This window comes from Pontibacter rufus (genome assembly GCF_015694705.1).
Taxonomy (GTDB): domain Bacteria; phylum Bacteroidota; class Bacteroidia; order Cytophagales; family Hymenobacteraceae; genus Pontibacter; species Pontibacter rufus.
In genome coordinates this window covers 351,101-376,894 of record NZ_JADQDR010000002.1, presented here as the reverse complement: position 1 = coordinate 376,894, position 25,794 = coordinate 351,101, and the positions used below count along the sequence as shown (strand labels likewise).

Sequence of the window (25,794 nt, the reverse complement as noted above, 5' to 3'; positions counted from 1 at the left end):
AAAAAGTGTAAGCAGTGTTGTATTTACTTGATTGTAAACCGGACAGGCAGGGTATACCTGACCGGCACCGCAGTACCATTTTGCATGCCCGGCAACCATTGTCCGCTCATGAGTTTCACCACGCGTATGGCTTCTTCGTCGGTGCCCTCACCGAGCTTCTTCAAAATTTCTATATCGTGCAGGCTGCCATCTTCTTCCACCACAAAGCTGAGTACCACCAAGCCTTCCAGGCTGGCCTCCTGCGCCTCCTGCGGATAGCGGATATTCTTACCCAGGAACTTCAGCATTTCTGCTTCGCCACCTTTAAACTGCGGCATCATCTCTACATAAGTATAAGGTTTGCCGTCGGGCAGGGGCTCGTCGGATACGATGGGCATAGCATCTTCTGCCTTTTCTTTTGAAACCGGCATGTTGGCTAAGTTGCTTTTTTCCGGAGTTGGTGTCTGCTGCCTGAGTTCGGGCGTTGGTTGCTTGTTGGGTATGGTTGTGGCAGGAGGGGGTGTTATACTTGCCTGTACATCTTTTATGGCTGAACCTGTGGAGGCGTCGGTAGAAAGGGTAGCAGCAACATGGCCCGTAACCTGCCTGGAGCCAAAGAATAGTATGATGCACGTCAGTAGCGGCAGGATAAGCAACGGCCTCAGAAAGCCTGCTTTATGGCCGTGCTGCTGCAGCATGTGCAGGCGCCGGAACACCTGTGGTTTTTGGAAATAGCTGCCGATGGGCAGGCCCATGTTCAGCAGCACTTCTTTGGAGAGCAACGAAGTATAACTTTGCAGCTGGCAGCTGCGCAATACATCAGCATCAGCCTGAAACTCGTGCACATCGCGCAGCTCCTGCTTGAGCAGCCACACCACCGGGTTAAACCACAGCAGCGCCGTCAGCAATTCGTAATATATGATGTCGTAACTATGGCCGAACTGCACATGCGCCAGTTCGTGTGCCAGCACCTGTTGTTGTTCTGCTTTGCTTAGTTGATCCTGGCTATTCAGAAACACAGCCTTGCCAAATGCGAAAGCAGGCAGGGAAGTTTGCAACAGGTATACCTCTGCGTTGCTGTCGGGGGAGTTTACGGGCGTTGCGGCCGTTTTAAGCCGCCGGATGGTATACAACTGCGTGGCCAGCCGGTAAAGAATAAATATCATTCCGGCCAGGTATACCAGCAGCAGCAAACGGGCAAACGAAAGTATGGCAGGAAGGCCGGTCAGACCTGTTTCAGGTGCATAAGCGGTAACCACCACCTCAGAGAGTTGTATAGCCTGCAACGTTTGAGCCACAACAGTGTCGGGCGCAAGTATGGCGGGCCATTCTACCAATGGTATGGTAAGCGCCGCGACGGGCGCCAGCAACAGGTATAGCCGGTTAAAGGCAAAGCTGGTTTGGGTGCGCAGCAGCGCAAAGTAAAACAAGTACAGCGCCAGCAGCAGTACGCCAGAGGTAAGTATAAAGCTAAGCATTGTTTCCATCGGCTTGGTCCTCCTCGTCTAAATTTTGTTTTACATGGCGCAGCAGCTTGTCCAATTCCTGCACGTTCAGGTTGTTATCTTTGGCAAAAAACGACACCAGCCGCTCAAAAGAGCCACCGAAGTAGCCGCTCATAAAGTTCTGCAGAAAGAAGCTTTTATACTTGTCCTGCGCCACCAGCGGGTAATATTGGTGAGATTTGCCGAAAGCCTCATGGCCCACAAAGCCTTTGCTCTCCAGAATGCGCACGATGGTAGAAACGGTATTGTAGGCGGGTTTTGGTTCGGGCAGTTGGTCAAGTATATCGCGAACAAAAGCGCGCTCCAACTGCCACAGTACCTGCATTATTTCTTCTTCGGCTTTAGTCAGTTCTTTCATAAGTAAGTATAAATTGCTGGTAACGTGTAGCTAATATATAACTAGATACTTAGTTTTCAAACTAAAAGTTTAGTTTTTTATTCTGCTTCAGAAAAAAGCTCCCCACCGGAAGCCTTTTTCTGAAGTGAAGCCGGCTTTAGTAGCCGGAGTTCTGCTTCACGCTTGAGTTGGCATACAACTCCCGTTGCAGAATTGGGAAAGTATATGGCACAGGCCTGACACTTATACCTGTGCGTTTTGCGTCGGATAGGAAGGTACTGCATTCAGAGGCAAGTTCCTACTCGATGCTTGTAGTAAAACAGCTTCCAGGCTTACAGATATAGCCGGTTCAAGCCCTGCTCTTGTTCTTGCCTTGCTGGTATGCTGCGAGGGAGCGGCACCAATGGTCATGCTTGCTTCAGCAAGTATTAAGTCAACTTAAATTACCGGGATGGCAAACGTTAGCCCAGCACAGGTTTATACTACAGCGGCTATTGCACGCGCAAATCGCTGAATATTGTCTGCCGGATGTGCTCCCATTCCGGCCGGAGTATACTGTAATAAATGGTGTCGCGGCGGCGGCCGTCGTGCATATGGGTATGGCTTCGCAGCGTGCCTTCTTCGGTGGCCCCTAGTTTCAGCATCGCCCTGCGTGAGCGTATGTTCAGCACATCTGTTTTCAGCTCTACCCGTTCAAAATGCAGCACGTCAAAAGCATAATGCAGCAGCAGGAATTTGCAGTGGCGGTTTAGTCCTGTTCCCCTGTAGTCTTTGCTTAGCCACGTCCAGCCAATTTCCAGGCGTTTATCGGCTGCTGAAATGTTGCCGTAACTGGTGCTGCCGGCCAGCCTGCCGGTGGCCTTATCTACAATCATAAAAGTATAGCGGCTGTTTTGGACGCGGCCCTGCTGCACGGCCTGCACCCAGGCGCCCAGTTCTTTTTCGTCTGTAATGCGTGTTACGGTAAAGCGCCAGATATCAGCGTCGTATACTACTGTGCGGAGGTTTTCCAGATCAGTTAAGCTGAAGGGACGCAGCAGAACGCGGGCATCCTGCATTATAATATCCTGTGCAAAATTCATTGTTTGTAAGGTATAAAATGGGTAAGTACAAAATAATTAACTATCTAGCGTAAGCTAAAACACAGCATACTTTGGTGCAAAGCAAATATTTATTATAATTTCAGGTTTATACAAGAGCAGGTAAAACCAGAAGCATGTTTACACGCCGATCGGCTCATTTTTATATAGCTTTATTTCAGCATCTACAACCCTACCTGCTTCTCCTACGTTCTAGCTAACAATGTCTGGTAATGTAACAATTTATATATAGAAGGAACAATTTATTGCGTCACGTGCATCATTTGAAGGGAAGAAAGGCGTTAATCAGCGGCGGGGCCTCCGGCATCGGAAGGGCCATAGCTGCTAAACTCGTACAGGAAGAAGTAGCTACCGCCGTAGCCGATCTGAACCTGACAGGAGAATTGCCCCCTTCTATACAGGCTTTTCAATGCGATGTGGCTGCCGCTGCTGACGTTGATGCACTCTTTGCCAATGTACAAGCCAGCATGGGCACACCCGACATTCTTATCTGCAGCGCAGGCCGCGGCATCCACGAGAAACTAACCGAAGGCGATCCTGAAAAATGGAAAGCCGTTATAGAAACAAACCTGCTGGGTGCACTGCGGATGATCCGGGCCTTTGTGCCAGGCATGCTGCAGGCCGGTTCCGGCGATGTGGTACTCATTTCTTCTGTGTCGGCTGGCCATGCTTATACTTATGGCGGTGTATATGCCGCTACCAAAGCAGCGCTGGAAGTTGTGGCCGAAACACTGCGCCTGGAAGTGCTGCCCACCCTTCGGGTAACCGTTGTTGCGCCCGGCGTAACCGATACCTCTTTTTTTGAAAATACAATATCAGGTTTTCGCACAGCAGCTGACATTGGCTATGGCGCTATGGCGCCGGAGGCGGTGGCAGATGCGGTGCTTTATGCGCTAAAGCAGCCGGAAAGTGTTTCTGTTAACCATCTGACGATGAGGCCGACAGCGCAACCATTTTAATTTTTACAGTATTTATACTTGAACGATAACAGACTATGGAAGAAAAAGTTTTAATAACGGGCGGCGCCGGGTTCATTGGATCGCACCTGGCTGATGAGTTGATTAAGCACGGTTATAAAGTAAGAGCGCTGGATAACCTGAGCGAGCAGGTGCATGGCAAAGATTGCGAACGCCCGGAATACCTGCACGACGAAGTAGAACTGCTGATAGGAGATGTGCGCAACCCCGAAGACGTGGCGCGTGCGTTGGAAGGTGTAAGCTATGTTTTCCACTTTGCCTCCATGGTGGGTGTGGGCCAGAGCATGTATGAAATCAGAGAGTATACGGATGTCAACAACATCGGCACGGCCGTTTTGCTGGAGGCACTCATTAAAAATCCGGTAAAAAAATTAGTGGTAGCCAGCAGCATGAGCATTTATGGCGAAGGGCTGTATAAGAATCCGCAGGGGAAAGTAGAAACAGTACAGGAGCGGCCACTGGAGCAACTGAAAGCCGGTGACTGGGAGCTGCATGATGCCGAGGGCAATGTGCTGCAGCCTGTTCCTACACCCGAATCCAAAACACCAACGCTTTCGTCGGTGTATGCGCTTTCCAAGTATGACCAGGAGCGCCTTTGCCTGATGGTGGGCCGCGCTTACAACATCCCGACCGTGGCCATGCGTTTCTTTAATGTATACGGCACACGGCAGGCACTTTCAAATCCTTACACCGGCGTACTGGCTATTTTCGCTTCGAGGCTGCTCAACAACAATGCGCCGATGATTTTTGAAGATGGCCACCAGCAGCGTGATTTTGTGCACGTGCGCGATGTAGCTTTGGCCTGCCGGCTGGCAATGGAGAATGACGAGGCAAACGGCCAGGTATTTAACGTAGGCAGCGGCAACAACTATACGATACAGGAAATCGGGCAACGACTGGCAACCGTGATGGATAAAACAAACCTGCTGCCCGAAATTACAGGCAAGTACAGGGTGGGCGATATCCGCCATTGCTACGCCGATATTTCCCTGGCCAGCGAAGTGCTGGGCTTTCATCCGCAGGTAGATTTTAATGATGGTCTGGAAGAACTCGCTAACTGGCTGGAAGGACAGATTGCCTACGATCGCGTAAGCGAAGCAAGCGCAGAGCTGGCGGCACGCGGCCTGACGGTATAAGAGGCGAAAACAGCACCCGCACCCATTTTTAATGAATGAATTATCAGAACAATGAAGATAGAAAAGGCAAATAGTAAAGAGTCGCTCCCCATCGTCGGACTGGTAGAGTGGTTCCGGATTGGGGAGCACGAACGCGTAGCGCAAACACTTGCGGATTTAAAAGAACTGGGCGTCACAGAACTCAGAACCGGCGTATCGTGGGCGGATTATTATACCCAGGAAGGCAAAGCATGGTACAACTGGCTTATTCCGACACTGGCCAGCGAAGTGAACGTGCTGCCCTGCTTTCTCTACACGCCCCCGTCTATAGCCGAGCGGCCCCGCACCTCGGCTCCGCCAAAAGATAAAAAAGCCTATGCCGATTTCCTCGACGTGTTCATTACTGACATGGGCGAGCATTTTGAATGGGTGGAACTCTGGAATGAGCCTAATAACAAAGTAGAGTATGACTTTACCTTGGACTATGGCTGGTTTAAGTTTGCCGAAATGGTAGGTGGCGCAGCTTACTGGTGTAAGCAACGCGGCAAGAAAGTGCTGCTAGGTGGCATGAGTCCCATTGATCCCAATTTCCTGCATACCATGTACGAGCGCGGCGTGATGCAGTACATTGATGCAGTGGGTATACACGGGTTTCCGGATGTGTTTGATCAGATGTGGGACGGTTGGGAAGAGAACATCAAAGCGGTACGTGAGGTGATGGCACAGCACAACGGCACTGCCGAATTATGGATTACCGAAGCCGGTTTCTCTACCTGGCAGCACGATGAGTATAAGCAACTGCAGGAGTTTAAAGCTGCCCTGCAGGCAGATGTAACGCGCGTCTACTGGTACGGCCTCCAGGACCTGGATGCCAGTTTGCCAACCGTTGGTGGCTTTCATGTAGATGAACGCGAGTATCATTTCGGTCTGAAGAAATCGGATGGCTCCTCTAAGCTGCTTTACAGGCTGTGGGCGAAACATGGCATTGAAAAACTCGAAAGCCTCGATTACATCAAACGTACTATAGATGAAAACTCGGAGCCTTATACGTTGATAACCGGCGGAGCAGGATTTGTGGGCACCAACATGGCCAAGCGCCTGCTGGAGCAGGGCAAACGTGTGCTGGTATTCGACAGCCTCTCCCGCGACGGGGTGGAGCAAAACCTCAAATGGCTACACGATACCTACCCCGACAAGCTCGAAGTATACGTAGGCGATATCCGCGATTTGCAAACAGTACGCCATGTGATGAAAAAGGCTGAGGCAGTATTTCATTTTGCTGCACAGGTAGCTGTAACCACTTCTCTGGATTTCCCTATCAATGATTTTGAGAACAACGCACGCGGCATCATCAATGTGCTGGAAGCGATCCGCGCACAAGATAACCCGCCGCCGCTGGTGTTTACCTCTACCAACAAAGTATACGGCGGCCTCGAAGATCTCAAATTTATATCCAACGGTTCGCGTTACTATCCGGCAGAAACAAACATCAAAAACCATGGTATCAGCGAGGCGCGGCCACTGGATTTTCATAGCCCTTACGGTTGCTCCAAAGGCGCTGCCGATCAGTATGTGATAGACTACGCCCGCACCTACAACCTGCCCCTGGCAGTGTTCCGGATGAGCTGTATCTATGGTCCGCACCAGTATGGTAACGAAGATCAGGGCTGGGTGGCACACTTTGCCATCAAAGCCATTGAGGATGAACCGATAAACATTTACGGCGACGGCAAGCAGGTGCGCGATATTCTCTTTGTAGAAGATTTGGTAGATGCTTTCCTGCTGGCAAAAGAAAACATCCATCAAACAAAAGCACAAGCCTTTAATATTGGCGGAGGCCCTGAAAATACAGTAAGCTTGCTGGAGCTTCTTAAGACTATTGGCAAGTACAGAGGGAACGAAATTCCGCTTAAGTTCGGCGACTGGCGACCCGGTGACCAGCATTATTACGTATCCGATACGCGTAAATTTCAGGAAGCTACTGGTTGGTATCCGAAACATAACGTGCAGGAGGGCGTAGCCAAACTGTACCAGTGGCTCTGCGAAAACCGCGGGCTGGAAGTGCCGGAAATCTTATCAACTGAAAACCAAAGAACAGAACCTGCTAAAAAAGTAGCACTAGCTTAACTAATGCAAGATACGCTTACAACAGAACACAAGACAGGAGCCGATATTGAGGCTACCACGATGAAAGCCGCTGTGATTACAGCGCCAAAAGCTGTTGAAATACAGAAAATAAACATGCCGCAGCCGGGAGCCGGGCAGGTGCGAATCCGACTGGAAGGCTGCGGGCTTTGTGCCTCCAACATACCAGTGTGGGAAGGCCGCGAGTGGTTCAGCTACCCGGCAGATGCCGGCAACCCAGGCCACGAAGGCTGGGGCGTGGTGGATGCAGTGGGCGAAGGTGTGAACAACGTGCAGCCCGGCGATCGGGTGGCGGCGCTTTCTTACAACGCCTATGCTGCCTACGATATGGCTGATGCCGATAAGGTAGTGAAGTTGCCGGACACGCTGGCAGGAAAGCCTTTCCCTGGTGAGCCGCTGGGCTGCGCCATGAATATTTTTAAGCGCAGCGATATTGCCGAAGGTCAGACAGTAGCTATACTTGGTATAGGCTTTCTGGGGGCGCTGCTGGTGCAACTGGCCAAACATGCCGGTGCCAGAGTTATTGCCATATCGCAGCGGGAGTTCTCCCTGGAAACAGCAAAAGCCTGCGGTGCAGATGAAGTCATTCCAATGGATGATCACTATAAAATTATCGAAAAAGTAAAGGAACTCACCAACGGAAGCTTCTGCGAACGCGTAGTAGAGTGCACCGGAAAAGAGTGGCCGCTAAACCTGGCTGGCGAGTTATGTGCCGAGCGTGGCAAACTCATCATCGCCGGTTTCCACCAGGATGGTATGCGCCAGGTAAACGTACAGCTCTGGAACTGGCGCGGACTGGACGTCATCAACGCCCACGAGCGCGACCCGCAGGAATATATCAAAGGTATAAAAGCAGCCATAACAGCCGTAGAAAGTGGCATTATCAAACCGGAGAAGCTCTATACCCATACTTATGCGATGGATAACATCGCGGAAGCATTTGGTGCCCTGGCAAGACGTCCCGATGGATTTGTGAAAGCCCTTATAACGTACTAACCATGTCGGAAACTATACTTGATAACAAGCACAAAACTTCAAATACTTCCTCAACTTCTAAACCAAAGCTCGGCTTCCTGGGCGTCGGCTGGATTGGCCGGAACCGCATGGAGGTGATTGCAAAGCATAACGCCGGCGATATTTTGTACGTAGCCGATACTACCCCGCAGAATGCCGAAGAAGCCCTGAAAAGTGCACCCGAAGCAAGGCAGGTAAATTCCCTCGAAGCCATCATCAGCGAACCGGAAGTAGACGGGGTGGTGATTGCCACACCAAGCGCCTTTCATGCTGAACAAAGTGAACTGGCGCTGGAAGCAGGTAAATCCGTTTTTTGCCAGAAGCCGCTGGGCCGCAATGCCGAGGAAACGAGACGGGTAGTAGAGGCCGCCCGCCGCAACAACAAACTGCTGGGTGTAGATTTATCTTATCGTTTTACAGAGGCGATGCAGCAGGTATACCAGGTGGTGCAAAGCGGTGAGTTGGGGCAAGTATACGCCATCGAACTGGTATTCCATAACGCTTATGGACCTGATAAGGCCTGGTTTTATGAGCCAAAATTATCCGGCGGCGGCTGCGTAATCGATTTGGGTGTACACTTAGTGGATCTGGCGCTGTGGGCCATGAATTTCCCGCAGGTAAAAGAAGTGCATAGCCAGCTGTTTGCCAAAGGAAAGCCGATTGATATGGGCGAGGGCAAAGTGGAAGATTACGCTACGGCAAGTATAGAACTCAAGGGAAACACACATATCCAGCTCAGCTGTTCCTGGAACCTGCCCGCCGGACAGGAGGCCATCATCGGTGCCACATTTTATGGTACCAACGGCGGAGTGGCTCTGAAAAACATTAACGGTTCTTTTTACGATTTCGTAGCTGAGCGCTACTACGGCACTAAAACTGAACGCCTGACTTCTCCGCCTGATGAATGGTCGGGTAGGGCAGGGGTGGCTTGGGCTGAACGGCTGGCGAAGGGCGAAGGCTTTAGTGAGGAGGCAGAAGAGTTTGTGAAAGTAGCAGAAGTATTGGATAAAATTTACGGAAGATAAAGAATGGACGCACAGCATCCTGCAAAGATATTGATGACAACGGATACCATGGGCGGTGTCTGGAATTATACCCTGGAACTGATACGCGCACTCGCGCCCTTCGGAACGCAGGTAGCACTGGCCACCATGGGTGCGCCTTTAACGGAAGAGCAGCACCGTGAAGCTGATGAAATCGCTAACCTGACTATCTACGAAAGCAGCTACAAGCTGGAATGGATGGACAACCCTTGGGAAGATGTGGAGAAAGCGGGTGAGTGGCTGCTGGAACTGCGCGACCAGGTGCAGCCCGGTCTGGTGCACCTTAACGGGCTGGTACATGGTCACCTGAACTGGGGCGTGCCGGTAATCGTGGTGGTGCATTCCTGTGTAATGTCGTGGTGGCGGGCGGTAAAAGATGAGGAAGCGCCGCAGGAATGGAACAAGTACAGGGAAATGGTGACACGCAGCCTGCAGGCAGCAGATATGGTAGTGGCGCCTACACAGGCCATGATGCACCAGGCTGAAAACCTATATGGCCCGTTTAAAGCGCGCACAGTTATTTACAATGGCCGTCGCCAGCACAGCTTTCAGTTTGGCAAAAAAGAGCCTTTCGTGTTCAGCATGGGCCGCGTTTGGGATGAGGCTAAAAATATCTCCCTGCTGGCACACATCGCTTCTGATCTACAATGGCCCGTATACATCGCCGGCGATGCAAAGCACCCGGCTACCGGCAAAGAAGTAGAACTGGAAAATGTTCATTTTCTGGGACAATTAACTGAGAAGGAAGTGTCGGACTGGTTGTCCAGAGCCTCTGTTTATGCCTTGCCGGCCAAGTATGAGCCATTTGGCTTAACTATTCTGGAAGCTGCCATGTCGGGTTGCGCATTGGTGGTAGGCAAAACCGATAGCCTGGCTGAAGTGTGGGGCAATGCTGCCCGGTACGTAGATCCTGCCAATGCCGATGAACTGCGTGACACCATCAACAATCTGATTGAAGATGAGTTTGCCCGCAACATCATGGCCATGCGCGCCATCAAACGCTCTCACGGCTATACTTCAGACCCCATGGGCCAGGACTATGACCACGTATACCGGCAGGTGCTCAGGCAGGCAGTATCAGCGCAAACGATTTAAATGACTGAGCTATAACTGAACACTGCTGGTGTGAGCTTGCAGTTCGTTCCTCACTATAACAGTTAGAGCCTCAAAGCTATTCCGTTAAAAGTACGAGCCTGCAAGCTCGCACCAGCGGCGAAGGTGGTTTATGCAAGTCTAAAGACTTGCTTTTATTTAAAGGCACAAGTCACACTTCGTTTAAGACTTGCGCCAGACAAACAATCAGCAATAAACAAGCAACAACCACATGAACATTACGCTTTTCTACCACTCTATACTTTCTGACTGGAACCATGGCAACGCGCATTTTCTGCGGGGCATTGTGCGGGAGCTGGAGAAGCGGGGACACAACGTGAAAGTATACGAGCCGGAGGATGGCTGGAGCCTGCAAAACCTGGTAGACGGCTACGGGAAAGAGAAGCTCGATGAACTGCAGCAATATTATCCCGGTATCAGCACCAACTTTTATACTTTAGAAAGTATAGATTTGGATGCTGTTCTGAAAAACGCAGACCTGGTGCTGGTGCACGAATGGAACGATCACGAACTGGTAAAACGCATCGGCGAACACCGCGCCAATGGTGGCAAGTATAAATTGCTCTTCCACGACACACACCACCGCGCCGTAACCGAGCGGGAGAGTATGGCCAAGTATGACCTGACGCATTATGATGGTGTGCTGGCTTTCGGTCGGAAAATCCGCGATTTATACTTGCAGGAGGGTTGGGCCGATAAGGCCTGGACCTGGCACGAAGCCGCTGATACGTCCGTGTTTTACCCACATGAGCGCACCGGGTATGACGGGGATTTAATCTGGATAGGCAACTGGGGCGACGAAGAACGCACCGCTGAACTACACGAGTTTCTGATCAGGCCAGTAAAGGAACTGGGACTGAAAGCTAAAATTTACGGTGTCCGTTACCCCGAACACGCCCGCAAAGCCCTGGCCGATGCCGGTGTCGAATACGGCGGCTGGCTGCCTAATTACAAAGCGCCGGAGGAATTTGCCAGGTATAAAGTAACTGTGCATGTGCCGCGCCGGCCTTATGTGGAGGCGCTGCCGGGCATCCCGACTATCCGGCCGTTTGAGGCGCTGGCCTGCGGCATTCCGCTGATTTCATCTCCCTGGGATGATGCCGAACATCTCTTTACGCCGGGCAAAGATTTTCTGGTGGCCCGCACCGGCGAGGAAATGAAGCAGCAACTGCAAACCATTCTGAACAACCCCGAGAAAGCTAAAGAAGTGGCAGATCATGGCCTTCAAACTATCCGCAGCCGCCACACCTGTGCCCACCGTGTAAATGAGCTGGAGAAAATATGTGAGGAACTGGGCATCCAAACTTCAAAAATCTATATCACCCCAAAAGAACAAGCCCTGCATGAAGACTAAAAAACTCAACATCGCCTTTTTCGGCTCCAGCCTGGTATCCGCCTACTGGAACGGTGCGGCAACTTATTACAGAGGTATCATTAGGGCGCTGAACGAGCGTGGTCACCACGTAACTTTCTATGAACCCGATGCCTACGACCGCCAGCAGAACCGCGACATGGAAGATCCGGAATGGGCCAAAGTAGTCGTGTACGAAGCTACCGAAGAAGCTGTATTCAAGTGCCTGGATGCTGCTGCCGCCGCTGATGTGGTGGTAAAAGCAAGTGGCGTAGGCGTGTTTGATGAACTGCTGGAGCGCGAAGTGCTGAAACTGCATACGGATGATCGGCTTGTAGTTTTCTGGGATGTGGATGCCCCTGCTACTTTAGATCGTGTACATCACAACCCTGAGGACCAGTTTCTGCAGCTGATTCCGCAATACGACATGATACTGACCTACGGCGGCGGCGATCCGGTGGTAAATGCTTATGAGGCACTTGGCGCAAAGAAATGCGTGCCGATTTACAACGCCCTCGATACCACCACACACTACCCCGTAGCGCCGGAGCCGAAATTTGCCTGCGATCTGGCTTTTCTGGGAAACCGCCTGCCTGATCGTGAGGCCAGGGTAGAAGAGTTTTTCCTGAACCCGGCGGCCACTATGCCGGATAAGCAGTTTATCATTGGCGGCAGCGGCTGGGGCGACAAGCCCATGAGCGGCAACATAACGTATATCGGCCACGTGTATACGAAAGATCACAATGCTTTTAACTGCACGCCGAAAGCGGTGCTCAACATCAGCCGCGAAAGTATGGCCCGTTATGGTTTTTCGCCGGCTACGCGCGTGTTTGAGGCAGCCGGTGCAGGCGCCTGCATTATTACGGATTACTGGGAAGGCATCGACTTCTTCTTTGAGCCGGATAAGGAAATTCTGGTAGCCAGAGATGGCGCCGAAGTGGCGGCTATACTTGCTGATTTATCCGGAGAAAAGGCCAAAGCCATCGGAGAAGCGGCTTATACAAAGGTGCTGTCGGCACATACTTACAGCCACCGGGCCGGGCAGCTCGAACAATTATTGTACGCAAAAGTAAAACAAGAAAATAAGGCACTGGCATGAACATCGTAATACTCGGTTTATCTATCACTTCCAGTTGGGGCAACGGCCACGCCACCACGTTCCGTGGGCTGGTACGGGAGCTGAACAATCAGGGCCATCACATCCTTTTCCTGGAGCGCGATGTGCCCTGGTACGCCAACAGCCGCGATTTGCCCAACCCGGAATATTGCGAAACAGAGCTTTATAGTTCGCTAAGTGATCTGAAAACCCGGTTTACGGAGCAGGTGCGCGAAGCCGATATGGTGATAGTGGGCTCCTATGTGCCGGAGGGCGTGCCAGTTGGCGAATGGGTATGCAAAATGGCGCGGGGCATCAAAGCTTTTTACGATATCGATACGCCCGTAACCCTGGCCAAACTGGAGCGCGGAGATTACGAATACCTGCACCCGGACCTCATACCCAAGTATGATTTATACCTCTCGTTTACGGGTGGTCCTACGCTGGATGTGCTGGAACGCAAGTATGGCTCACCCATGGCGCGCGCGCTATACTGCTCCTTCGATCCGACTTTATACTATCCGGAATTAGAGATGGTGCAGTGGGATTTAGGCTATCTCGGTACGTATTCTGATGACCGGCAGCCGCCGCTGGAAAAACTGATGCTGGATGCCGCACGTCAGTGGCCGGGCGGCAGCTTTGTGGTGGCCGGCCCGCAGTATCCGGCAAGTATAAAATGGCCGGCCAATACCGAATACATCCACCACCTGCCGCCTGCCGAGCACCGCAAGTTTTACAACAGCCAGCGCTTTACCCAGAATATTACGCGTGCCGACATGATAAAGGCAGGCTACTCGCCCAGCGTGCGCCTGTTCGAAGCAGCAGCTTGCGGCACGCCCATTATTTCGGATTATTGGGATGGGCTGGACTCTATTTTTGAAATCGGGACAGAGATATTAGTAGCCTACTCTGCCAAAGACACGCTCCGCTTTCTGTGCGAAATGTGCAAGTCGGAACGCAAAATGATAGGTGAACTGGCCCGCAAAAAAGTGCTGACGAACCATACCGCCGCGCACCGTGCCAAAGAACTCGTCAGCTATGCCGAAGAACTGATGTCACTGGAATCAACAGACGGCGAGGGGATAGCAGTGGGCAGTTAATCTGCACTGTCTTATTTTCTAATATGACTAGACGTGCTGGTGCGAGCTTGCAGCTCGTACTTCTTTTAATGTTCCTGTAACGGGGAAGTACGAGCTGCAAGCTCGCACCAGCAGGAGAAAGCGGTACTATCTAGCTTAAAATCAGATAAAACAAATTACTTCACATATTCAAAATTAAAATGCAGCAGGAAATAGATCAGCTTGGCCCATGGTTCCACAATTTACACCTGCCAAACGGCAGGCAAACGGCGCCTAACCATACTTTGGGCGATTTCCCTGCTTTTAAATGGGCAGAACTGGCGCCATACATTCCCGCAGATTTATCGGGTTGGGAAGTGCTGGACATTGGCTGCAACGCCGGCTTTTATAGTATAGAGCTAGCTAAACGCGGCGCAACAGTGCTGGGCATCGATGTGGATCCGCATTACCTGCGGCAGGCAGCATGGGCGGCAAAACAATTTGACCTGGAAGATAAAATAGAGCTGAAGCAGATGCAGGTGTACGACATCGCGCGCCTTGACCGCCAGTTCGACCTTATCTGGTACATGGGCGTACTTTATCACCTGCGCTATCCGTTGCTTTCGCTCGATATTCTCTCACAGAAATGCCGCAAGCAGATGGTGTTTCAGACGCTGACAATGCCCGGCGAAAAAACGGCGGAAGCACCCGAAGATTTTGACATTAACGACCGCAAACGCATGCTCGCCGAAACCTGGCCAAAAATGGCCTTTATCGAGAAGCGCATGGCCGGCGACCCTACTAACTGGTGGGCGCCCAATCATGCAGCCATCGAAGCCATGATGCGTTCCTGCGGCTTTCGCGTAGTAGAGCATCCCGGCCACGAGATGTATATTCTGGAAGTCGACGAGGCACTTCGCAAGAAACAGCAATGGAACCAGTCAGAATACCTGTCAGCCACCGGCCAGGACTGGCAGGAAGCCGTGCAGGAAAAAGTAAAAGATAAAAATGTATACATGGAAGGCCGCGATGGCCGGAAATAACCTGTCGTACAGCCCGAAATTCTGATCGCACATATGCCGGGTATAAATAAACATCTACAGCAGCGCCTGCTAATACAGCAGGCGCTGCGCATTTATATGATTGTGTATAATTGCAGCAAATATATAGGTATACAAACCACAGAAGTTGTACATTAACGGATAACGAAGACTCTCTGAAAGATATGTTTAGCAGGTATAACGGCCAGAAGCCTGCTGTGTTAATAAAGAGAACTTTTTCTTAAAATCGGAAATGGAAGATAAAAAGCATACCCTGCAACCCTGGAAAACCCTGAAATCGGAACTGGTATTCGAGCATAAATGGTACAAGCTGCGCCGTGACCACGTGGCCCTGCCAAACGGACGCGAGATGGACGATTATTTTGTGAGTGTGCGCCCTGACGTGGTGCTTACTTTTCCGCTCACCGGCGATAACCAGGTTATTTTTGTAAGGCAGTACAAGCATGCGGCCGGCAGGATTTTCCTGGAATTACCCGGCGGCGTTATCAACGAGGGCGAAACAGATCCGAAAGCGGCTGCCATGCGCGAAGTGCTGGAAGAAACCGGCTATACTTCCGATAACGTGGAGCAACTGCTGGAAGCCATCGACAACCCGACCAAAGACACCAACAAGATATACTTCTTCCTGGCCCGGAATGTGCGTAAAGTAGCCGAACAGAACCTGGATGAAAGTGAAGACATTGAAGTGCTGAAAGTGCCGCTGCAGGAAGTGGAACAACTGGTGCTGAAAGGTGAAGTAAATGTGTCGGGTTCTGTGGCGCTCTGCCTGCTGGTGCTGCGAAAGTTAGGGTTATAAGAAGAACAGCCCTTGTCAGAATCTGGTTTTCCGGAGCGTGATTCGTGGAATACAGGAGCTTATTTTTACCGCTTTGCTGATGCGGGCTTGTAGCTCATACTTTCATATTTCGAAGTTTTAAAAAGTGGCGCTACAAGCTTGCATAGCGGAGGGAACCCAACATCATACTTCAGACGCTCACAGGCCTTAAAGACACTATAAGGACGTAGCGCTTACCCAGGCTGTGGCTGCTACTACAGGCGTACCTTTCCAGCACAGCGAGTAGCCTGCGCCATTTTCCACTAAAGTAAAGTTCTCATGTAGTTGCAGGTAGTCAACCAGCTGTAGCGGCAGCATTGTTAGCGCAAAGGGGCTGAAGCCGGTTCTGGTTAAGCGGCGCTGCCAGGCTGCGTTGCGCTCGTGGCGCTCCACGCGTGCTGTTCCCTCACACGAAATTACATTGATGATCTCGCGCCCGAAGAATTCCTGTTCTATTACCTGGCGCTCCGGCAGCTGTGGCGGCAGCACGGTATCCAGCACATCAAATACTGTATAATAGTGCCGCAACGATTCGCGCAGGCGCGGTACAAGATGCAGGTTGTTGTGTTCTGAGTCAGGCTCTGTGAGTGTAAATATTTTCGGCTGAAGTTGCTTTAGCTGCTGCAGCACACGGTCGCGCTGATCCGGCTGGCCCAGTAACTGGTCGGGGAGGTGGTGGAGTGTAAAAGCAGCATTGGCCACCAGGGTTTCTGACGGAGCAAAGTATAAATCCTGCAGGTATACGTCTTCCAGCCTGCCGGCCAGGTAAGTATAGCTGAAATTGATGCCCAGCTGTGCTGCATGTTGCTGCAGCCGCTCGCCTGTTTCAATTAATCTGCTTTCGGGCGCTCCTTCGGCAGCCGGGATATCAACGCCCGTAATCCGTACTTTGGGTGCGCCACCGGCACGGCTGGCCAGCATCTCCAGCAGGTGCAGCCACTGTAAGCCTGCGCCTATACCCAAATCCAGAATATGGATTTCCGGTGAATTTGCTGTGGCCTCCAATATAGCCAGGTTAGAGAACAGGTGGCCGAATGTTACCAGCGGTGTTTGCCGGATAAGCACCCCAAAAGCCGAAATCATATCCATGGCCCCGAAAGTGCTGCTGTACAGGTTGCCGGCATATACATTTTCGTCTGCAGCGAGTTTTGCATGGAACGCCCGGGCAAAGGCCAGCGCAATGCGCTCTTCCGGGCTGCCGGTGCTAGAAGCAACACTTGCCAGTTGGTGAAGTGCCTCCTCAGAAGCTGCTGCATTGCCTTGCGCCAGCGTATAGCCTGTACGCAGAATTTGTGCCAGCGCCGGGTGCTCCCAAACAGCTTCCGGTGCAAGTATAGTTTGTAATTGCCGGTATAAATAATCCTGGTGATCTTTTGGCCCGATGGTGATTCGGAAAGCGTGCGCATCGCTGGTTTCGCGCACCAGTACACCTTGCTGCAGCAGCTGCGCCACAATGGGTTGGGCCGGTGTTCCGGCATCTGCCAGCACAAAGTTTCCCTCCGACGGCCACCACTGCACCCCCACAAAATCGAGCAACTCCTGCAGGTGGGCTTTGCCGGCTGCGGTAGCCTGCAGCGTCTGGTGCAGAAAATCTTCGTCCTGCAGGGCTGTTTGTGCTGCTACCTGGGCTAATTGGTTTACGGTATACGGTTGCTTGACCAGCGCTACCTGGCGCAGCAGTTCCCGGGAGGCCAGCATATAACCCACGCGTAGCGAGGCCAGGCCATAGGCTTTGGAGAAAGTACGGAGCACCACCAGGTTGGGCCGCTGCTCCAGCAAGGGCAGCGCATCTGCTATGTCGGGCGCAGCAGCAAATTCGATATAAGCTTCGTCCAGTACCAATATTACCTGCGGGGGCAATTCATGCAGCAGCCGCACCAGTTGTGCCTGCGTCAGGCAGGTACCTGTTGGGTTGTTGGGATTTGAGATAAAGCAAAGGCGTGTTTGGGGCGTTACTTTGGCCAGGAGACTGTCGATGTCGAAGTGGAAGCTGCTGTTGAGTGGCGCTACTGTGTATTGTACGCCCAGTGCCTCAGCTTCGGCCTGGTACAGCGGGTACGTAGGAGCTACCGACAGTACGGCAGATTCCAGGAAAGGGCGGCAAAAAACACGGATAAGCAGCGAAATGAGTTCTGCGGAGCCGCTCCCAACCATTACTTCATCCGGTGTTATGTGCAGTTTTGCGGCAATAGCCTCCCGCAGCAAAGTGGCGCCGGGGTCAGGGTAACGATAGATGTTTGCTAAAGCACGCTGCAGAGAGGTAGTTACCTGGGCTGATACGCCAAAAAGATTTTCGTTGGAAGCAGCCCTGTATACTGCTCTATCTTCTGTTATCATAATTATACTTATAGTACAAAATTAATAATAAAATACGTTTGTAGGTTCTCCGCAAATCGCAAATATAAATAATAATTGATAGCTTATCTGCTTCTTTTTTTCTGGCCAACATAACTGGTAGCCTGGTTTTGCTGCAGGCGCGGGCGTATGAAGAAAAAAAATCGGGAAAAATTTGTAGATTTGAAAATATGTACATACATTTGATGTATATACATACAAATAGTTTGACTATGGCAGTGCCTGCAGGACGTTTATGGCTGTCCATTACCCTTGCAGCTACTCCTGATAAAGAGAACAACACCATTCTTAATAAAAACAAAAAATGAATACAACAACAGAAACCAAAACCACCTGGGCTGTAGACCAAAGCCACTCTAAAATTCAGTTTGCCATCCGCCACATGCTTATTTCAGAAGCAGAAGGCAGCTTCGGTGATTATACTTTAGACGTAATCGCATCGGGCGATGATTTCTCCGATGCTTCTGCCGAGGTAAGTATAAAAGTTGCCAGTATTAACACCGGCAACACTGATCGCGACAACCACCTGCTTGCCGCCGACTTTTTTGATGCGGCGCAGTATCCGGTTATTACCTTTAAGAGCACAAAGGTAACGCAACTGGACGAAGAAGAATTTAAATTGACCGGCGACCTGACCATCCGGGATATTACCAAAGAGATTACACTGAACGTAACCAAAGGTGGCGTAATTAAAGATCCGTACGGCTATACCAGAGCCGGTTTTCAGGTAGAAGGCAAAATCGATCGCTTCGATTTCGGCCTGCAGTGGAATGGTTTGCTGGAAGCGGGCGGTGCCGTACTGGGCAAACAGGTTAAGCTGAAAGCCCATGTGGAACTGATTAAACAACAGTAATAGATTTAGAGTAAGTATAAAAGCCGCCCGGCCTTACATCGGGCGGTTTTATACTATAACAGCAATATATAAATGGCAGAGAACACAAACGTGCACGAACTTATCAGAAACAGGCGAAGCACCAGGGCCTACAGTAGCAGGCCGGTGCCCGTTGAAGATTTACAGGCCTTGTTTGAGGCCGCGCGCTGGGCGCCTTCGGCCATAAATGAACAACCCTGGCGCTTTATTTATGCCGACAAAAACGAGAACCCTGAAGGTTACCACAAACTTCTGGAATGTCTTGCAGAAGGAAACCGCATTTGGGCGCAGTATGCGCCGGTGCTGTTGCTGACCATCGCTAAAACAGCCTTCACAGCCACCGGAAGCGACTATGCCCATGCCTGGCACGATGTAGGACTGGCCACGGGCAACCTGCTGGCGCAGGCTACCCAATTGGAACTATACGTGCATCTGATGGGTGGTTTTTCAACTGAAAAGGCAACAGAACTGCTGCAACTGCCGGCTGGTTATGAGCCTGTGTTGATGGCTTCGATTGGCTACCTGGGTGATATAGAACAGTTGCCGGATAATTTAAAGGCCCGCGAACTGGCGCCACGTACTCGCAAACCACTAAATGAGCTGGTATATAATGGCGCCTGGGGCAACAGTGCATTTACAGAGGAGGACAAATAAAATGAGCAAAAAAGTAATAGATAAAGCTAATACGCGCGGCCATGCCAACCACGGCTGGCTCGATTCGCATCATACTTTCAGTTTTGCGCGCTACTATAATCCGCAGCGCATGGGCTTTGGCCTGCTGCGGGTGATAAACGATGATGTGGTAGCGCCCGGCATGGGCTTTGGCGCGCACGCCCACGACAACATGGAAATCATTTCCATACCCTTGTCCGGCGCATTGGAGCACCAGGACAGCACCGGCAACAAGAAAGTTATCTACACAAACGATGTGCAGATTATGTCTGCTGGCAGTGGACTGACGCACTCGGAGTATAATCATTCCAAATCCGAGAAAGTAAACTTCCTGCAAATCTGGGTGCTGCCGAAAGAGGAGAACATTGCGCCGCGTTACGATCAAAAAACCTTTAACCCGGAAGATCGCCAGAACCAGCTGCAAACAGTCGTTTCGCCGGAGCAGGATGGCAAGGCTATCTGGATAAACCAGGATGCCTGGTTCTCGCTGGGAAGTTTAAAGAGCGGCTTCTCGGAGGAGTATAAAATTCATAAAGCCGGCAACGGTGTGTATGCCTTTGTGCTGGAAGGTGATTTAGAGATTGATGGCGAAAAACTAAGCAAACGCGACGGAATCGGCATCTCCGAAACCGACACGGTAAGTATAAAAGCCAGTTCCGACGCGGAAGTTCTGCTGATGGAAGTGCCGATGCAGTAAGTAGAGGGTATAAGTATAATAGCCATACCTCGCTGCGTGCACAGTTCCAAAAGCAGAAAATATCCAAAAAATTATTAGTTATCAAAAAAGAAAGCCCAACATAGATTGGGCTTTCTTTTTAACATTTCAGGCATGTTATGCCTAAGTGTCTTAATGCTTGTAGCTAAGTATCATATATCCAATGAAGGTTAGCGCCTCCATTGGATAAAAATTTATTTATTGATTACTTGCTCCGTGTTAATACCGTGGTACTGCCGTAAGTATTCTCATTATAACCAGGTAAAAAGGGCAGCTTGTGTACTGGTACCCACGTCATGCTGCTATCCGACAGTTGAGTTATTTCATAGTTGTATCTGTAATCTTCGGCCTCCTGATACGACAGATAGGTTTTATCATTCCGCTCAATGACTGAATATTTGACAGTTGCGAATACCTCGTCTGGATTTGTGTAGATCTGCATTTCACTTCCATCTAGCACATAGGTATAGGGATTAGTTGTGTCCTGTTCTGTCCACTCTCCAATAATTTTTGATGCCACAGAATTATCAGACACAGTGGGTTTGACCACTTTAGTGAACTCCGTGATATAAGATACTGTAGGACTTTCTTCCTGCTCCCATATCATCTCGCTGTCCGAAATAGCTGTTATGGTTGCATGCAAAATGGTTGCATATCTAGCGGCTGGGCTTTTTAAAATGAGGGAGGTCGTATCTGCGCCTTGTTCCAGTACATACCGATAAGCGGCATCACTATTGTCCTGGTTCCAGTAAACAAATACGTTCTCATCTTCCGTAAACTGAAGTAGTTTGATGTCTGGTGTAACTTCTTCTGTGCTGATGACATTGCCGAGGGCATCATAAGTGACCTTTGTAGATTTGGTTGCATTCCAGTTGCCCAATACCTTTATCCTTGGTGAGGACTGAAGCGTCTTGAACTTCATCTTAAAATGTTCCCCTTGATACGCATCTGATAGTTGAGCAAGGCTGTCGGTCATTTCCCAGGTCATGGTACTGTCTGTGATGGAGGTAATCTGGAAAACGGCATGGCCAGAAACGTCCTCGTCCGTTTCTATATAATTTTTGCCATCACTTTCAAAAATTGTATAGTCTCCATACCTGCCTCCAGCGCCCCCTTCGTAAGGATAATCAATAACATAGTAACTGTTGTTAGAGATGGAATATACTAAAGTTTGATTTTTAGTAGAAGGGGTTTCGTTGCCAGAAGAATCTATGTCTATTTGCATGTAGAGGTCCCAGTCTCCTTCAATCAGTTCAGAAATGGGCTTCTGCGGTTCAGGCTGAGGCATATCCACATTATCATCTGGTGTGCAGGCAGAAAAGTATAAGGCGATGAACAGGAATGGTAGTAAAAGTTGCTTTTTCATAAGTATTGTATTTTATTGGATTAAAGTTATACTGCATTATACATATAATTTTTAAATTAGCCAAAAATATTGGATTTTTCTTTGCTTATCTAAATGGTTTGACAGGAAAGGCAACAGAACTTCTTTCTTTCGAAGTATTAAGGTATTATAAACAGCAAAGGGAGGTTAGTGCCTCCCTTTGCTGTTCTGATTTATGTAGTAGTTACTTCCTGGTGAACTGCCATGTATCCGGGCCTCCGCCATCGGTCAGTTTCCACGTCATGGCGCTATCCGAAATAGCTGTTATCTCATACTTAGCGCTACTTTCAAAGTTATCTACCAGTTCTATAAAGTTCTTGCCCCCACTTTCAGAAAGTGTATATTCTCCAAAAGAGTACTCTTCCGGATCATTAGCATCGGCAGCGCGAAACTCTCCGTTATCAAAGCTGTAATTCCATTGTTCATGGCCACTATCGCTGCCATAGCTGGGTACGCCGTCCCACTCTCCTTGTATCAATTCACTTACAGGCTTCTGGGGCTCCGGCATATCTACATCATCATCGGGATCCTGGCAGCCGGCCAGCAGCAGGCAAACCATCATTGGAAGTAGAAATAGCTTTTTCATAGTAACATATATTTATATTTGGTAAGTAATGCTGATTTGATGTGTACAAAAGCTTCATACGCTCAGATTAACAACTATATATTTTGCTGCCACTTATTTCTATAGCATAGCAAACTGTTTATCTTTTATACTTTATAAAATCTTCTATCAAATTAACTCCATCAGGATATGAACCTTTATCATATGCATCTGATAGTGCTGCGAGGCTGTCATTCATTACCCATTTCATTGTGCTGTCTGTAAGGATTGTTATCTCGTATACTGTAGTGCCAATAAATGTTTCTTCTCCAATGTATGTTTTACCTTTGCTTTCAGTAAGTGTATATCCCACCGATTCTTGCATCTCATCCTGATTATCGAGAGAGTAAAAGGTAGTAACATAATTACTGTCAATGCTATAAAAATAACCTCTGGGATAGGAATAAGGATGATCATGTATAAACTTGTTGAGAGGCTTACCGGTCGAATTAAGTTCTATAAAGGTGGTTCTGGTATTTATCCAGGTGCCTAGTATTCGCTCGCTTACAGGTTTCTCCGGTTCAGGTTCCGGCATGTCCACGTCATCATCAGGGTACTGGCAGCTGACCAGCAGCAGGCACATCATTGCCGAAAACAGAAATAGTTTTTCCATAATATTATATGGAGAAATAATCATAAATAAGTTTACGCTTTATTTTTGAGAAAGGCTATCAGTATAAAAGGGTATTTTCTATACCGGCAACATATATTTTGTACAGCAACCAATTGTTTTTGCTATTTGCCAAACTCATCATTTTTCTCCAGATTGTGCCTTCATTATACTTCTGCCAAAACCATCATCTCGAATTAAAAATATGCTATACTCCTTAAAGCGGCTTGTCGCTTTTATAATGATACTGCTGAGTGTATCGTCGGCAATAGCGCAGCAAAACCCCCTGAAATCGCCGGCAGCTTTTCTGGGTTATGAACTGGGCCAGCAATTTACACCGCAGTCACGCGTGCTGGACTATGTAAACTACCTGGCGCAGCAGGCGCCCAACCGGTTGAAAGTGCAGGAGTATGGCCATACGTACGAGGGCCGTCCGCTGGTGCTGGCTTACGTGGCCTCGGATGAAAATCTGCCGCGCCTGGAGCAAATCCGGGAAAACAGCCTGCGCATGGCGGGCGTGGAAAGCGGGCAGGTACAGGGCAATCAACCGGCCATTGCCTGGCTGAGCTATAATGTGCATGGTAACGAGGCAGTCAGTTCGGAAGCCGTGATGCAGGTACTTTACGACCTCGTGAACCCGGCCAATGAGCAGAGCAAACAATGGCTGCAAAATACGGTGGTGCTGATAGACCCGATGGTGAATCCCGACGGACACGAGCGCTATGTGCAGTGGTACAAGCAGGCAGCCAACCAGGGAGGCAATGCGGCGCCCTATGCCTGGGAGCATTGGGAGCCCTGGCCGGGCGGCAGGCCGAACCACTACTACTTCGACCTGAACCGCGACTGGGCCTGGCAAACGCAAATTGAATCGAAGCAGCGCATAGCGGTATACAACAACTGGCTGCCGCAGGTACATGCCGATTTTCATGAGATGGGGCCGGAAGCATCTTACTATTTTTCGCCGGCAGCCAGGCCTTTCCACGAGAGTATTACGCCTTGGCAGCGCCAGTTTCAGAACACCATCGGCGACTATAACCGGCAATATTTCGACAAAAACAACTGGCTATACTTTACCCGCGAGCAGTACGACCTGTTTTACCCCAGCTACGGCGATACCTGGCCCACTTACAACGGCGCCATCGGCATGACGTATGAGCAGGGCGGTTCCGGCCGTGCGGGGCTGGCGTATCAGAAAGAAGATGGCGATACGCTGACGCTGGCGCAGCGCATTGCACACCACGTAGCAGCCAGCAAGGCCACTATTCAGGCCACTTCCGAAAAAGCTGACCAGCTAAAGCAGGAGTTCCGCAAATATTACGACAACAACCTGCACAACCCGGCCGGCAACTATAAAACTTTCGTGCTGAAAGCAGATGGGGCGAACACCGCCAAACTGCAGCAACTCACCAGCTACCTCGATGGCCAGCAGATTAAGTATGGCTATGCCGGTAAAAGCAGTTCCGCCAAAGGGTTTAACTATGCCACCGGCAAAAACGAAAACTTCAAAATCGGGCAGAATGATTTGGTGATAAGTATGTATCAGCCAAAATCGACACTTGTAAAAGTGCTGTTCGAGCCACAGGCAAAACTGGAAGATTCCCTGACATACGACATCACCACCTGGGCTATACCTTATGCCTATGGCCTGCAGGCTTATGCGCTGAAAAACCGCCTGGAGCCCGGTGCGGCTAAACCGATTACGTTAGCTACGTCTGCCCTCTCTATGGCAAAGCCTTATGCCTACCTGGTACCCTGGAACAGTGTTGATGATCTGCGTTTCCTGGCGGATGTGATGCAGCATGGTATAAAAGTACGTATGGCGGAGAAGGCCTTTGAGATAAACAACCAGCAATATGCGCCGGGTACCCTTATCATCACGCGCAACGGCAACGAGCAGATAGGGGATGAGCTGGACACTATGGTGCGCGAGCTGGCCACAAAGTATAACGTGTCGCTTGCAGCCACCGAAACCGGCTTTGCCACCAGCGGCAGCGACTTTGGCTCCGGCAATGTACATTCTCTGAAAATGCCTAAAGTGGCCGTGATGACCGGCGAGGGTGTATCAGCCTATGGCTTTGGCGAAGTATGGCACTATTTTGAGCAGCAAATTGGCTATCCTGTTACCGCCGTAAATACTTCTTACTTCAGCCGGGTGCCGCTTCAGGATTTTGATGTGCTTATACTGCCGGATGGCTCCTACAGCCGTGTGCTGGACGAGAAAACGCTGGAAAACGTGAAGGACTGGATAAGAGCGGGCGGCAAACTTATTGCCATGGAAGGCGCCGCGAGTTTTCTGGCAGGTAAAAAGGATTTTGACCTGAAGCTGAAGGAAATAGAAGATAAAGAGAAATCAAAAGAAAACCAGGACCCTTATGCTGATTTGAAAGCTTACGGCAGTCGCGAGCGGGCAGAATTGGCCGGCATGGTGCAGGGAAGTATATTTCGGGTGGATTTAGATAAAACACATCCGCTGGCGTTCGGCTACGACGGGGACTACTATGCCTTAATACGCTCCACCGATGTTTTTGAATTTATGGAAGATGGCTGGAATGTGGGCGTTCTGAAAAAAGATAATTATATTACCGGCTTTGTAGGGGCCGGCGCCAGGCAAAAACTGCAGGATGCGTTGCTGCTGGGAACGCAGGAGATGGGCCGCGGCCAGGTAGTATACATGGCTGATAATCCGCTGTTCCGGGCGTTCTGGCAGGGCGGCAAGCTGCTGTTCGGCAATGCTGTGTTCCTGGTTGGCCAGTAAAAACGTGCTATCCACGTCGTAGCGCTTAAAGTATATGGTGATAAGGCCGGTAAGCAAGCAGGTATAAAGTGGCCGCCCTTATGCCCCGGGATTATGGAAGCATGTGCCTGGTTGCTTCAA

22 protein-coding genes are annotated in these 25,794 nt (G+C 50.2%); 15 read left to right on the top strand and 7 right to left on the bottom strand.

What is annotated here, in order from left to right; genetic code table 11:
- Nucleotides 1-23: 23 nt before the first annotated feature.
- From I2I11_RS05915 to I2I11_RS05905, 3 genes are all read right to left on the bottom strand, one after another.
- Complete coding sequence (locus I2I11_RS05915; RefSeq protein ID WP_196266742.1) at nt 24-1,466, bottom strand: M56 family metallopeptidase; 1,443 nt, start codon at nt 1,464-1,466, stop codon at nt 24-26.
- Nucleotides 1,450-1,842 carry a BlaI/MecI/CopY family transcriptional regulator gene (locus tag I2I11_RS05910; RefSeq protein WP_196266741.1) on the bottom strand — a complete coding sequence of 131 codons (393 nt, stop codon included), beginning with the start codon at nt 1,840-1,842 and terminating at the stop codon, nt 1,450-1,452. Before I2I11_RS05910 ends, I2I11_RS05915 begins: the two co-directional genes overlap by 17 nt.
- A 470-nt stretch (nt 1,843-2,312) precedes the next feature.
- Nucleotides 2,313-2,903, bottom strand: a complete 591-nt coding sequence (locus I2I11_RS05905) for a GNAT family N-acetyltransferase (RefSeq protein WP_196266740.1) — start codon at nt 2,901-2,903, stop codon at nt 2,313-2,315.
- Nucleotides 2,904-3,175: 272 nt separating this feature from the next.
- Here I2I11_RS05905 and I2I11_RS05900 point away from each other — a divergent pair, with 272 nt between their 5' ends.
- The 11 genes from I2I11_RS05900 to I2I11_RS05850 all read left to right on the top strand — a co-directional run bounded on the left by I2I11_RS05900 (nt 3,176) and on the right by I2I11_RS05850 (nt 15,690).
- Nucleotides 3,176-3,880 carry an SDR family oxidoreductase gene (locus tag I2I11_RS05900; RefSeq protein ID WP_196266739.1) on the top strand — a complete coding sequence of 235 codons (705 nt, stop codon included), beginning with the start codon at nt 3,176-3,178 and terminating at the stop codon, nt 3,878-3,880.
- Nucleotides 3,881-3,915: 35 nt separating this feature from the next.
- Nucleotides 3,916-5,034: an NAD-dependent epimerase/dehydratase family protein gene (locus tag I2I11_RS05895; protein ID WP_196266738.1), complete on the top strand. Its 1,119-nt coding sequence runs from the start codon at nt 3,916-3,918 to the stop codon at nt 5,032-5,034.
- Between the two features lie 51 nt (nt 5,035-5,085).
- Nucleotides 5,086-7,140: an SDR family NAD(P)-dependent oxidoreductase gene (locus I2I11_RS05890; RefSeq protein WP_196266737.1), complete on the top strand. Its 2,055-nt coding sequence runs from the start codon at nt 5,086-5,088 to the stop codon at nt 7,138-7,140.
- A 3-nt stretch (nt 7,141-7,143) separates the two neighbouring features.
- Nucleotides 7,144-8,154, top strand: coding sequence for an MDR/zinc-dependent alcohol dehydrogenase-like family protein (locus tag I2I11_RS05885; protein ID WP_230679921.1), 1,011 nt, complete (start codon nt 7,144-7,146; stop codon nt 8,152-8,154).
- A 2-nt stretch (nt 8,155-8,156) separates the two neighbouring features.
- Nucleotides 8,157-9,197 carry a Gfo/Idh/MocA family protein gene (locus tag I2I11_RS05880; RefSeq protein ID WP_196266736.1) on the top strand — a complete coding sequence of 347 codons (1,041 nt, stop codon included), beginning with the start codon at nt 8,157-8,159 and terminating at the stop codon, nt 9,195-9,197.
- A gap of 3 nt (nt 9,198-9,200) precedes the next feature.
- Nucleotides 9,201-10,310 carry a glycosyltransferase gene (locus tag I2I11_RS05875; protein ID WP_230679920.1) on the top strand — a complete coding sequence of 370 codons (1,110 nt, stop codon included), beginning with the start codon at nt 9,201-9,203 and terminating at the stop codon, nt 10,308-10,310.
- Between the two features lie 229 nt (nt 10,311-10,539).
- On the top strand, nt 10,540-11,682 hold the full coding sequence (locus I2I11_RS05870; protein WP_196266735.1) for a CgeB family protein: 1,143 nt from the start codon (nt 10,540-10,542) through the stop codon (nt 11,680-11,682).
- Nucleotides 11,672-12,778 carry a CgeB family protein gene (locus I2I11_RS05865; protein WP_196266734.1) on the top strand — a complete coding sequence of 369 codons (1,107 nt, stop codon included), beginning with the start codon at nt 11,672-11,674 and terminating at the stop codon, nt 12,776-12,778. Before I2I11_RS05870 ends, I2I11_RS05865 begins: the two co-directional genes overlap by 11 nt.
- Complete coding sequence (locus tag I2I11_RS05860) at nt 12,775-13,875, top strand: CgeB family protein (RefSeq protein ID WP_196266733.1); 1,101 nt, start codon at nt 12,775-12,777, stop codon at nt 13,873-13,875. Before I2I11_RS05865 ends, I2I11_RS05860 begins: the two co-directional genes overlap by 4 nt.
- A gap of 179 nt (nt 13,876-14,054) precedes the next feature.
- Nucleotides 14,055-14,876, top strand: coding sequence for a TIGR04290 family methyltransferase (locus I2I11_RS05855; RefSeq protein ID WP_196266732.1), 822 nt, complete (start codon nt 14,055-14,057; stop codon nt 14,874-14,876).
- Nucleotides 14,877-15,126: 250 nt separating this feature from the next.
- On the top strand, nt 15,127-15,690 hold the full coding sequence (locus tag I2I11_RS05850) for an NUDIX hydrolase (protein ID WP_196266731.1): 564 nt from the start codon (nt 15,127-15,129) through the stop codon (nt 15,688-15,690).
- 195 nt (nt 15,691-15,885) lie between these two features.
- Here I2I11_RS05850 and hisC read toward each other — a convergent pair whose 3' ends face one another.
- Nucleotides 15,886-18,045: a histidinol-phosphate transaminase gene (hisC, locus tag I2I11_RS05845; protein WP_196266730.1), complete on the bottom strand. Its 2,160-nt coding sequence runs from the start codon at nt 18,043-18,045 to the stop codon at nt 15,886-15,888.
- A 322-nt stretch (nt 18,046-18,367) separates the two neighbouring features.
- Between hisC and I2I11_RS05840 the strand changes: the two genes are divergently transcribed.
- The 3 genes from I2I11_RS05840 to I2I11_RS05830 all read left to right on the top strand — a co-directional run bounded on the left by I2I11_RS05840 (nt 18,368) and on the right by I2I11_RS05830 (nt 20,303).
- On the top strand, nt 18,368-18,916 hold the full coding sequence (locus I2I11_RS05840) for a YceI family protein (protein WP_196266729.1): 549 nt from the start codon (nt 18,368-18,370) through the stop codon (nt 18,914-18,916).
- A gap of 72 nt (nt 18,917-18,988) precedes the next feature.
- The gene (locus tag I2I11_RS05835) at nt 18,989-19,588 is read left to right on the top strand and encodes a nitroreductase family protein (protein WP_196266728.1); all 600 of its coding nucleotides are present in this window, start codon (nt 18,989-18,991) and stop codon (nt 19,586-19,588) included.
- Nucleotide 19,589: 1 nt separating this feature from the next.
- A complete protein-coding gene (locus I2I11_RS05830) occupies nt 19,590-20,303 on the top strand; it encodes a pirin family protein (RefSeq protein ID WP_196266727.1) in 714 nt (237 codons plus the stop codon).
- A gap of 223 nt (nt 20,304-20,526) precedes the next feature.
- Here the strand turns inward: I2I11_RS05830 and I2I11_RS05825 are convergent, their stop codons facing one another.
- The 3 genes from I2I11_RS05825 to I2I11_RS05815 form a co-directional block, all read right to left on the bottom strand.
- Nucleotides 20,527-21,687 carry a hypothetical protein gene (locus I2I11_RS05825; protein ID WP_196266726.1) on the bottom strand — a complete coding sequence of 387 codons (1,161 nt, stop codon included), beginning with the start codon at nt 21,685-21,687 and terminating at the stop codon, nt 20,527-20,529.
- A 202-nt stretch (nt 21,688-21,889) separates the two neighbouring features.
- Nucleotides 21,890-22,291, bottom strand: a complete 402-nt coding sequence (locus I2I11_RS05820; protein ID WP_196266725.1) for a hypothetical protein — start codon at nt 22,289-22,291, stop codon at nt 21,890-21,892.
- A 118-nt stretch (nt 22,292-22,409) separates the two neighbouring features.
- Entirely contained in the window at nt 22,410-22,922 is a 513-nt protein-coding gene (locus tag I2I11_RS05815; RefSeq protein WP_196266724.1) for a hypothetical protein, read from the bottom strand.
- Nucleotides 22,923-23,160: 238 nt separating this feature from the next.
- On the opposite strand from I2I11_RS05815, the gene I2I11_RS05810 reads away from it, so the two are divergent.
- Nucleotides 23,161-25,674, top strand: coding sequence for a M14 metallopeptidase family protein (locus tag I2I11_RS05810; RefSeq protein WP_230679919.1), 2,514 nt, complete (start codon nt 23,161-23,163; stop codon nt 25,672-25,674).
- Nucleotides 25,675-25,794: the final 120 nt, after the last annotated feature.

Bases quoted from the DNA above. Each gene is read 5' to 3' on its own strand.
- I2I11_RS05915 (WP_196266742.1), bottom strand. From the start codon at position 1,466: ATGGAAACAATGCTTAGCTTTATACTTACCTCTGGCGTACTGCTGCTG.
- I2I11_RS05910 (WP_196266741.1), bottom strand. From the start codon at position 1,842: ATGAAAGAACTGACTAAAGCCGAAGAAGAAATAATGCAGGTACTGTGG.
- I2I11_RS05905 (WP_196266740.1), bottom strand. From the start codon at position 2,903: ATGAATTTTGCACAGGATATTATAATGCAGGATGCCCGCGTTCTGCTG.
- I2I11_RS05895 (WP_196266738.1), top strand. From the start codon at position 3,916: ATGGAAGAAAAAGTTTTAATAACGGGCGGCGCCGGGTTCATTGGATCG.
- I2I11_RS05890 (WP_196266737.1), top strand. From the start codon at position 5,086: ATGAAGATAGAAAAGGCAAATAGTAAAGAGTCGCTCCCCATCGTCGGA.
- I2I11_RS05885 (WP_230679921.1), top strand. From the start codon at position 7,144: ATGCAAGATACGCTTACAACAGAACACAAGACAGGAGCCGATATTGAG.
- I2I11_RS05880 (WP_196266736.1), top strand. From the start codon at position 8,157: ATGTCGGAAACTATACTTGATAACAAGCACAAAACTTCAAATACTTCC.
- I2I11_RS05875 (WP_230679920.1), top strand. From the start codon at position 9,201: ATGGACGCACAGCATCCTGCAAAGATATTGATGACAACGGATACCATG.
- I2I11_RS05870 (WP_196266735.1), top strand. From the start codon at position 10,540: ATGAACATTACGCTTTTCTACCACTCTATACTTTCTGACTGGAACCAT.
- I2I11_RS05865 (WP_196266734.1), top strand. From the start codon at position 11,672: ATGAAGACTAAAAAACTCAACATCGCCTTTTTCGGCTCCAGCCTGGTA.
- I2I11_RS05860 (WP_196266733.1), top strand. From the start codon at position 12,775: ATGAACATCGTAATACTCGGTTTATCTATCACTTCCAGTTGGGGCAAC.
- I2I11_RS05855 (WP_196266732.1), top strand. From the start codon at position 14,055: ATGCAGCAGGAAATAGATCAGCTTGGCCCATGGTTCCACAATTTACAC.
- I2I11_RS05850 (WP_196266731.1), top strand. From the start codon at position 15,127: ATGGAAGATAAAAAGCATACCCTGCAACCCTGGAAAACCCTGAAATCG.
- hisC (WP_196266730.1), bottom strand. From the start codon at position 18,045: ATGATAACAGAAGATAGAGCAGTATACAGGGCTGCTTCCAACGAAAAT.
- I2I11_RS05840 (WP_196266729.1), top strand. From the start codon at position 18,368: ATGAATACAACAACAGAAACCAAAACCACCTGGGCTGTAGACCAAAGC.
- I2I11_RS05835 (WP_196266728.1), top strand. From the start codon at position 18,989: ATGGCAGAGAACACAAACGTGCACGAACTTATCAGAAACAGGCGAAGC.
- I2I11_RS05830 (WP_196266727.1), top strand. From the start codon at position 19,590: ATGAGCAAAAAAGTAATAGATAAAGCTAATACGCGCGGCCATGCCAAC.
- I2I11_RS05825 (WP_196266726.1), bottom strand. From the start codon at position 21,687: ATGAAAAAGCAACTTTTACTACCATTCCTGTTCATCGCCTTATACTTT.
- I2I11_RS05820 (WP_196266725.1), bottom strand. From the start codon at position 22,291: ATGAAAAAGCTATTTCTACTTCCAATGATGGTTTGCCTGCTGCTGGCC.
- I2I11_RS05815 (WP_196266724.1), bottom strand. From the start codon at position 22,922: ATGGAAAAACTATTTCTGTTTTCGGCAATGATGTGCCTGCTGCTGGTC.
- I2I11_RS05810 (WP_230679919.1), top strand. From the start codon at position 23,161: ATGATACTGCTGAGTGTATCGTCGGCAATAGCGCAGCAAAACCCCCTG.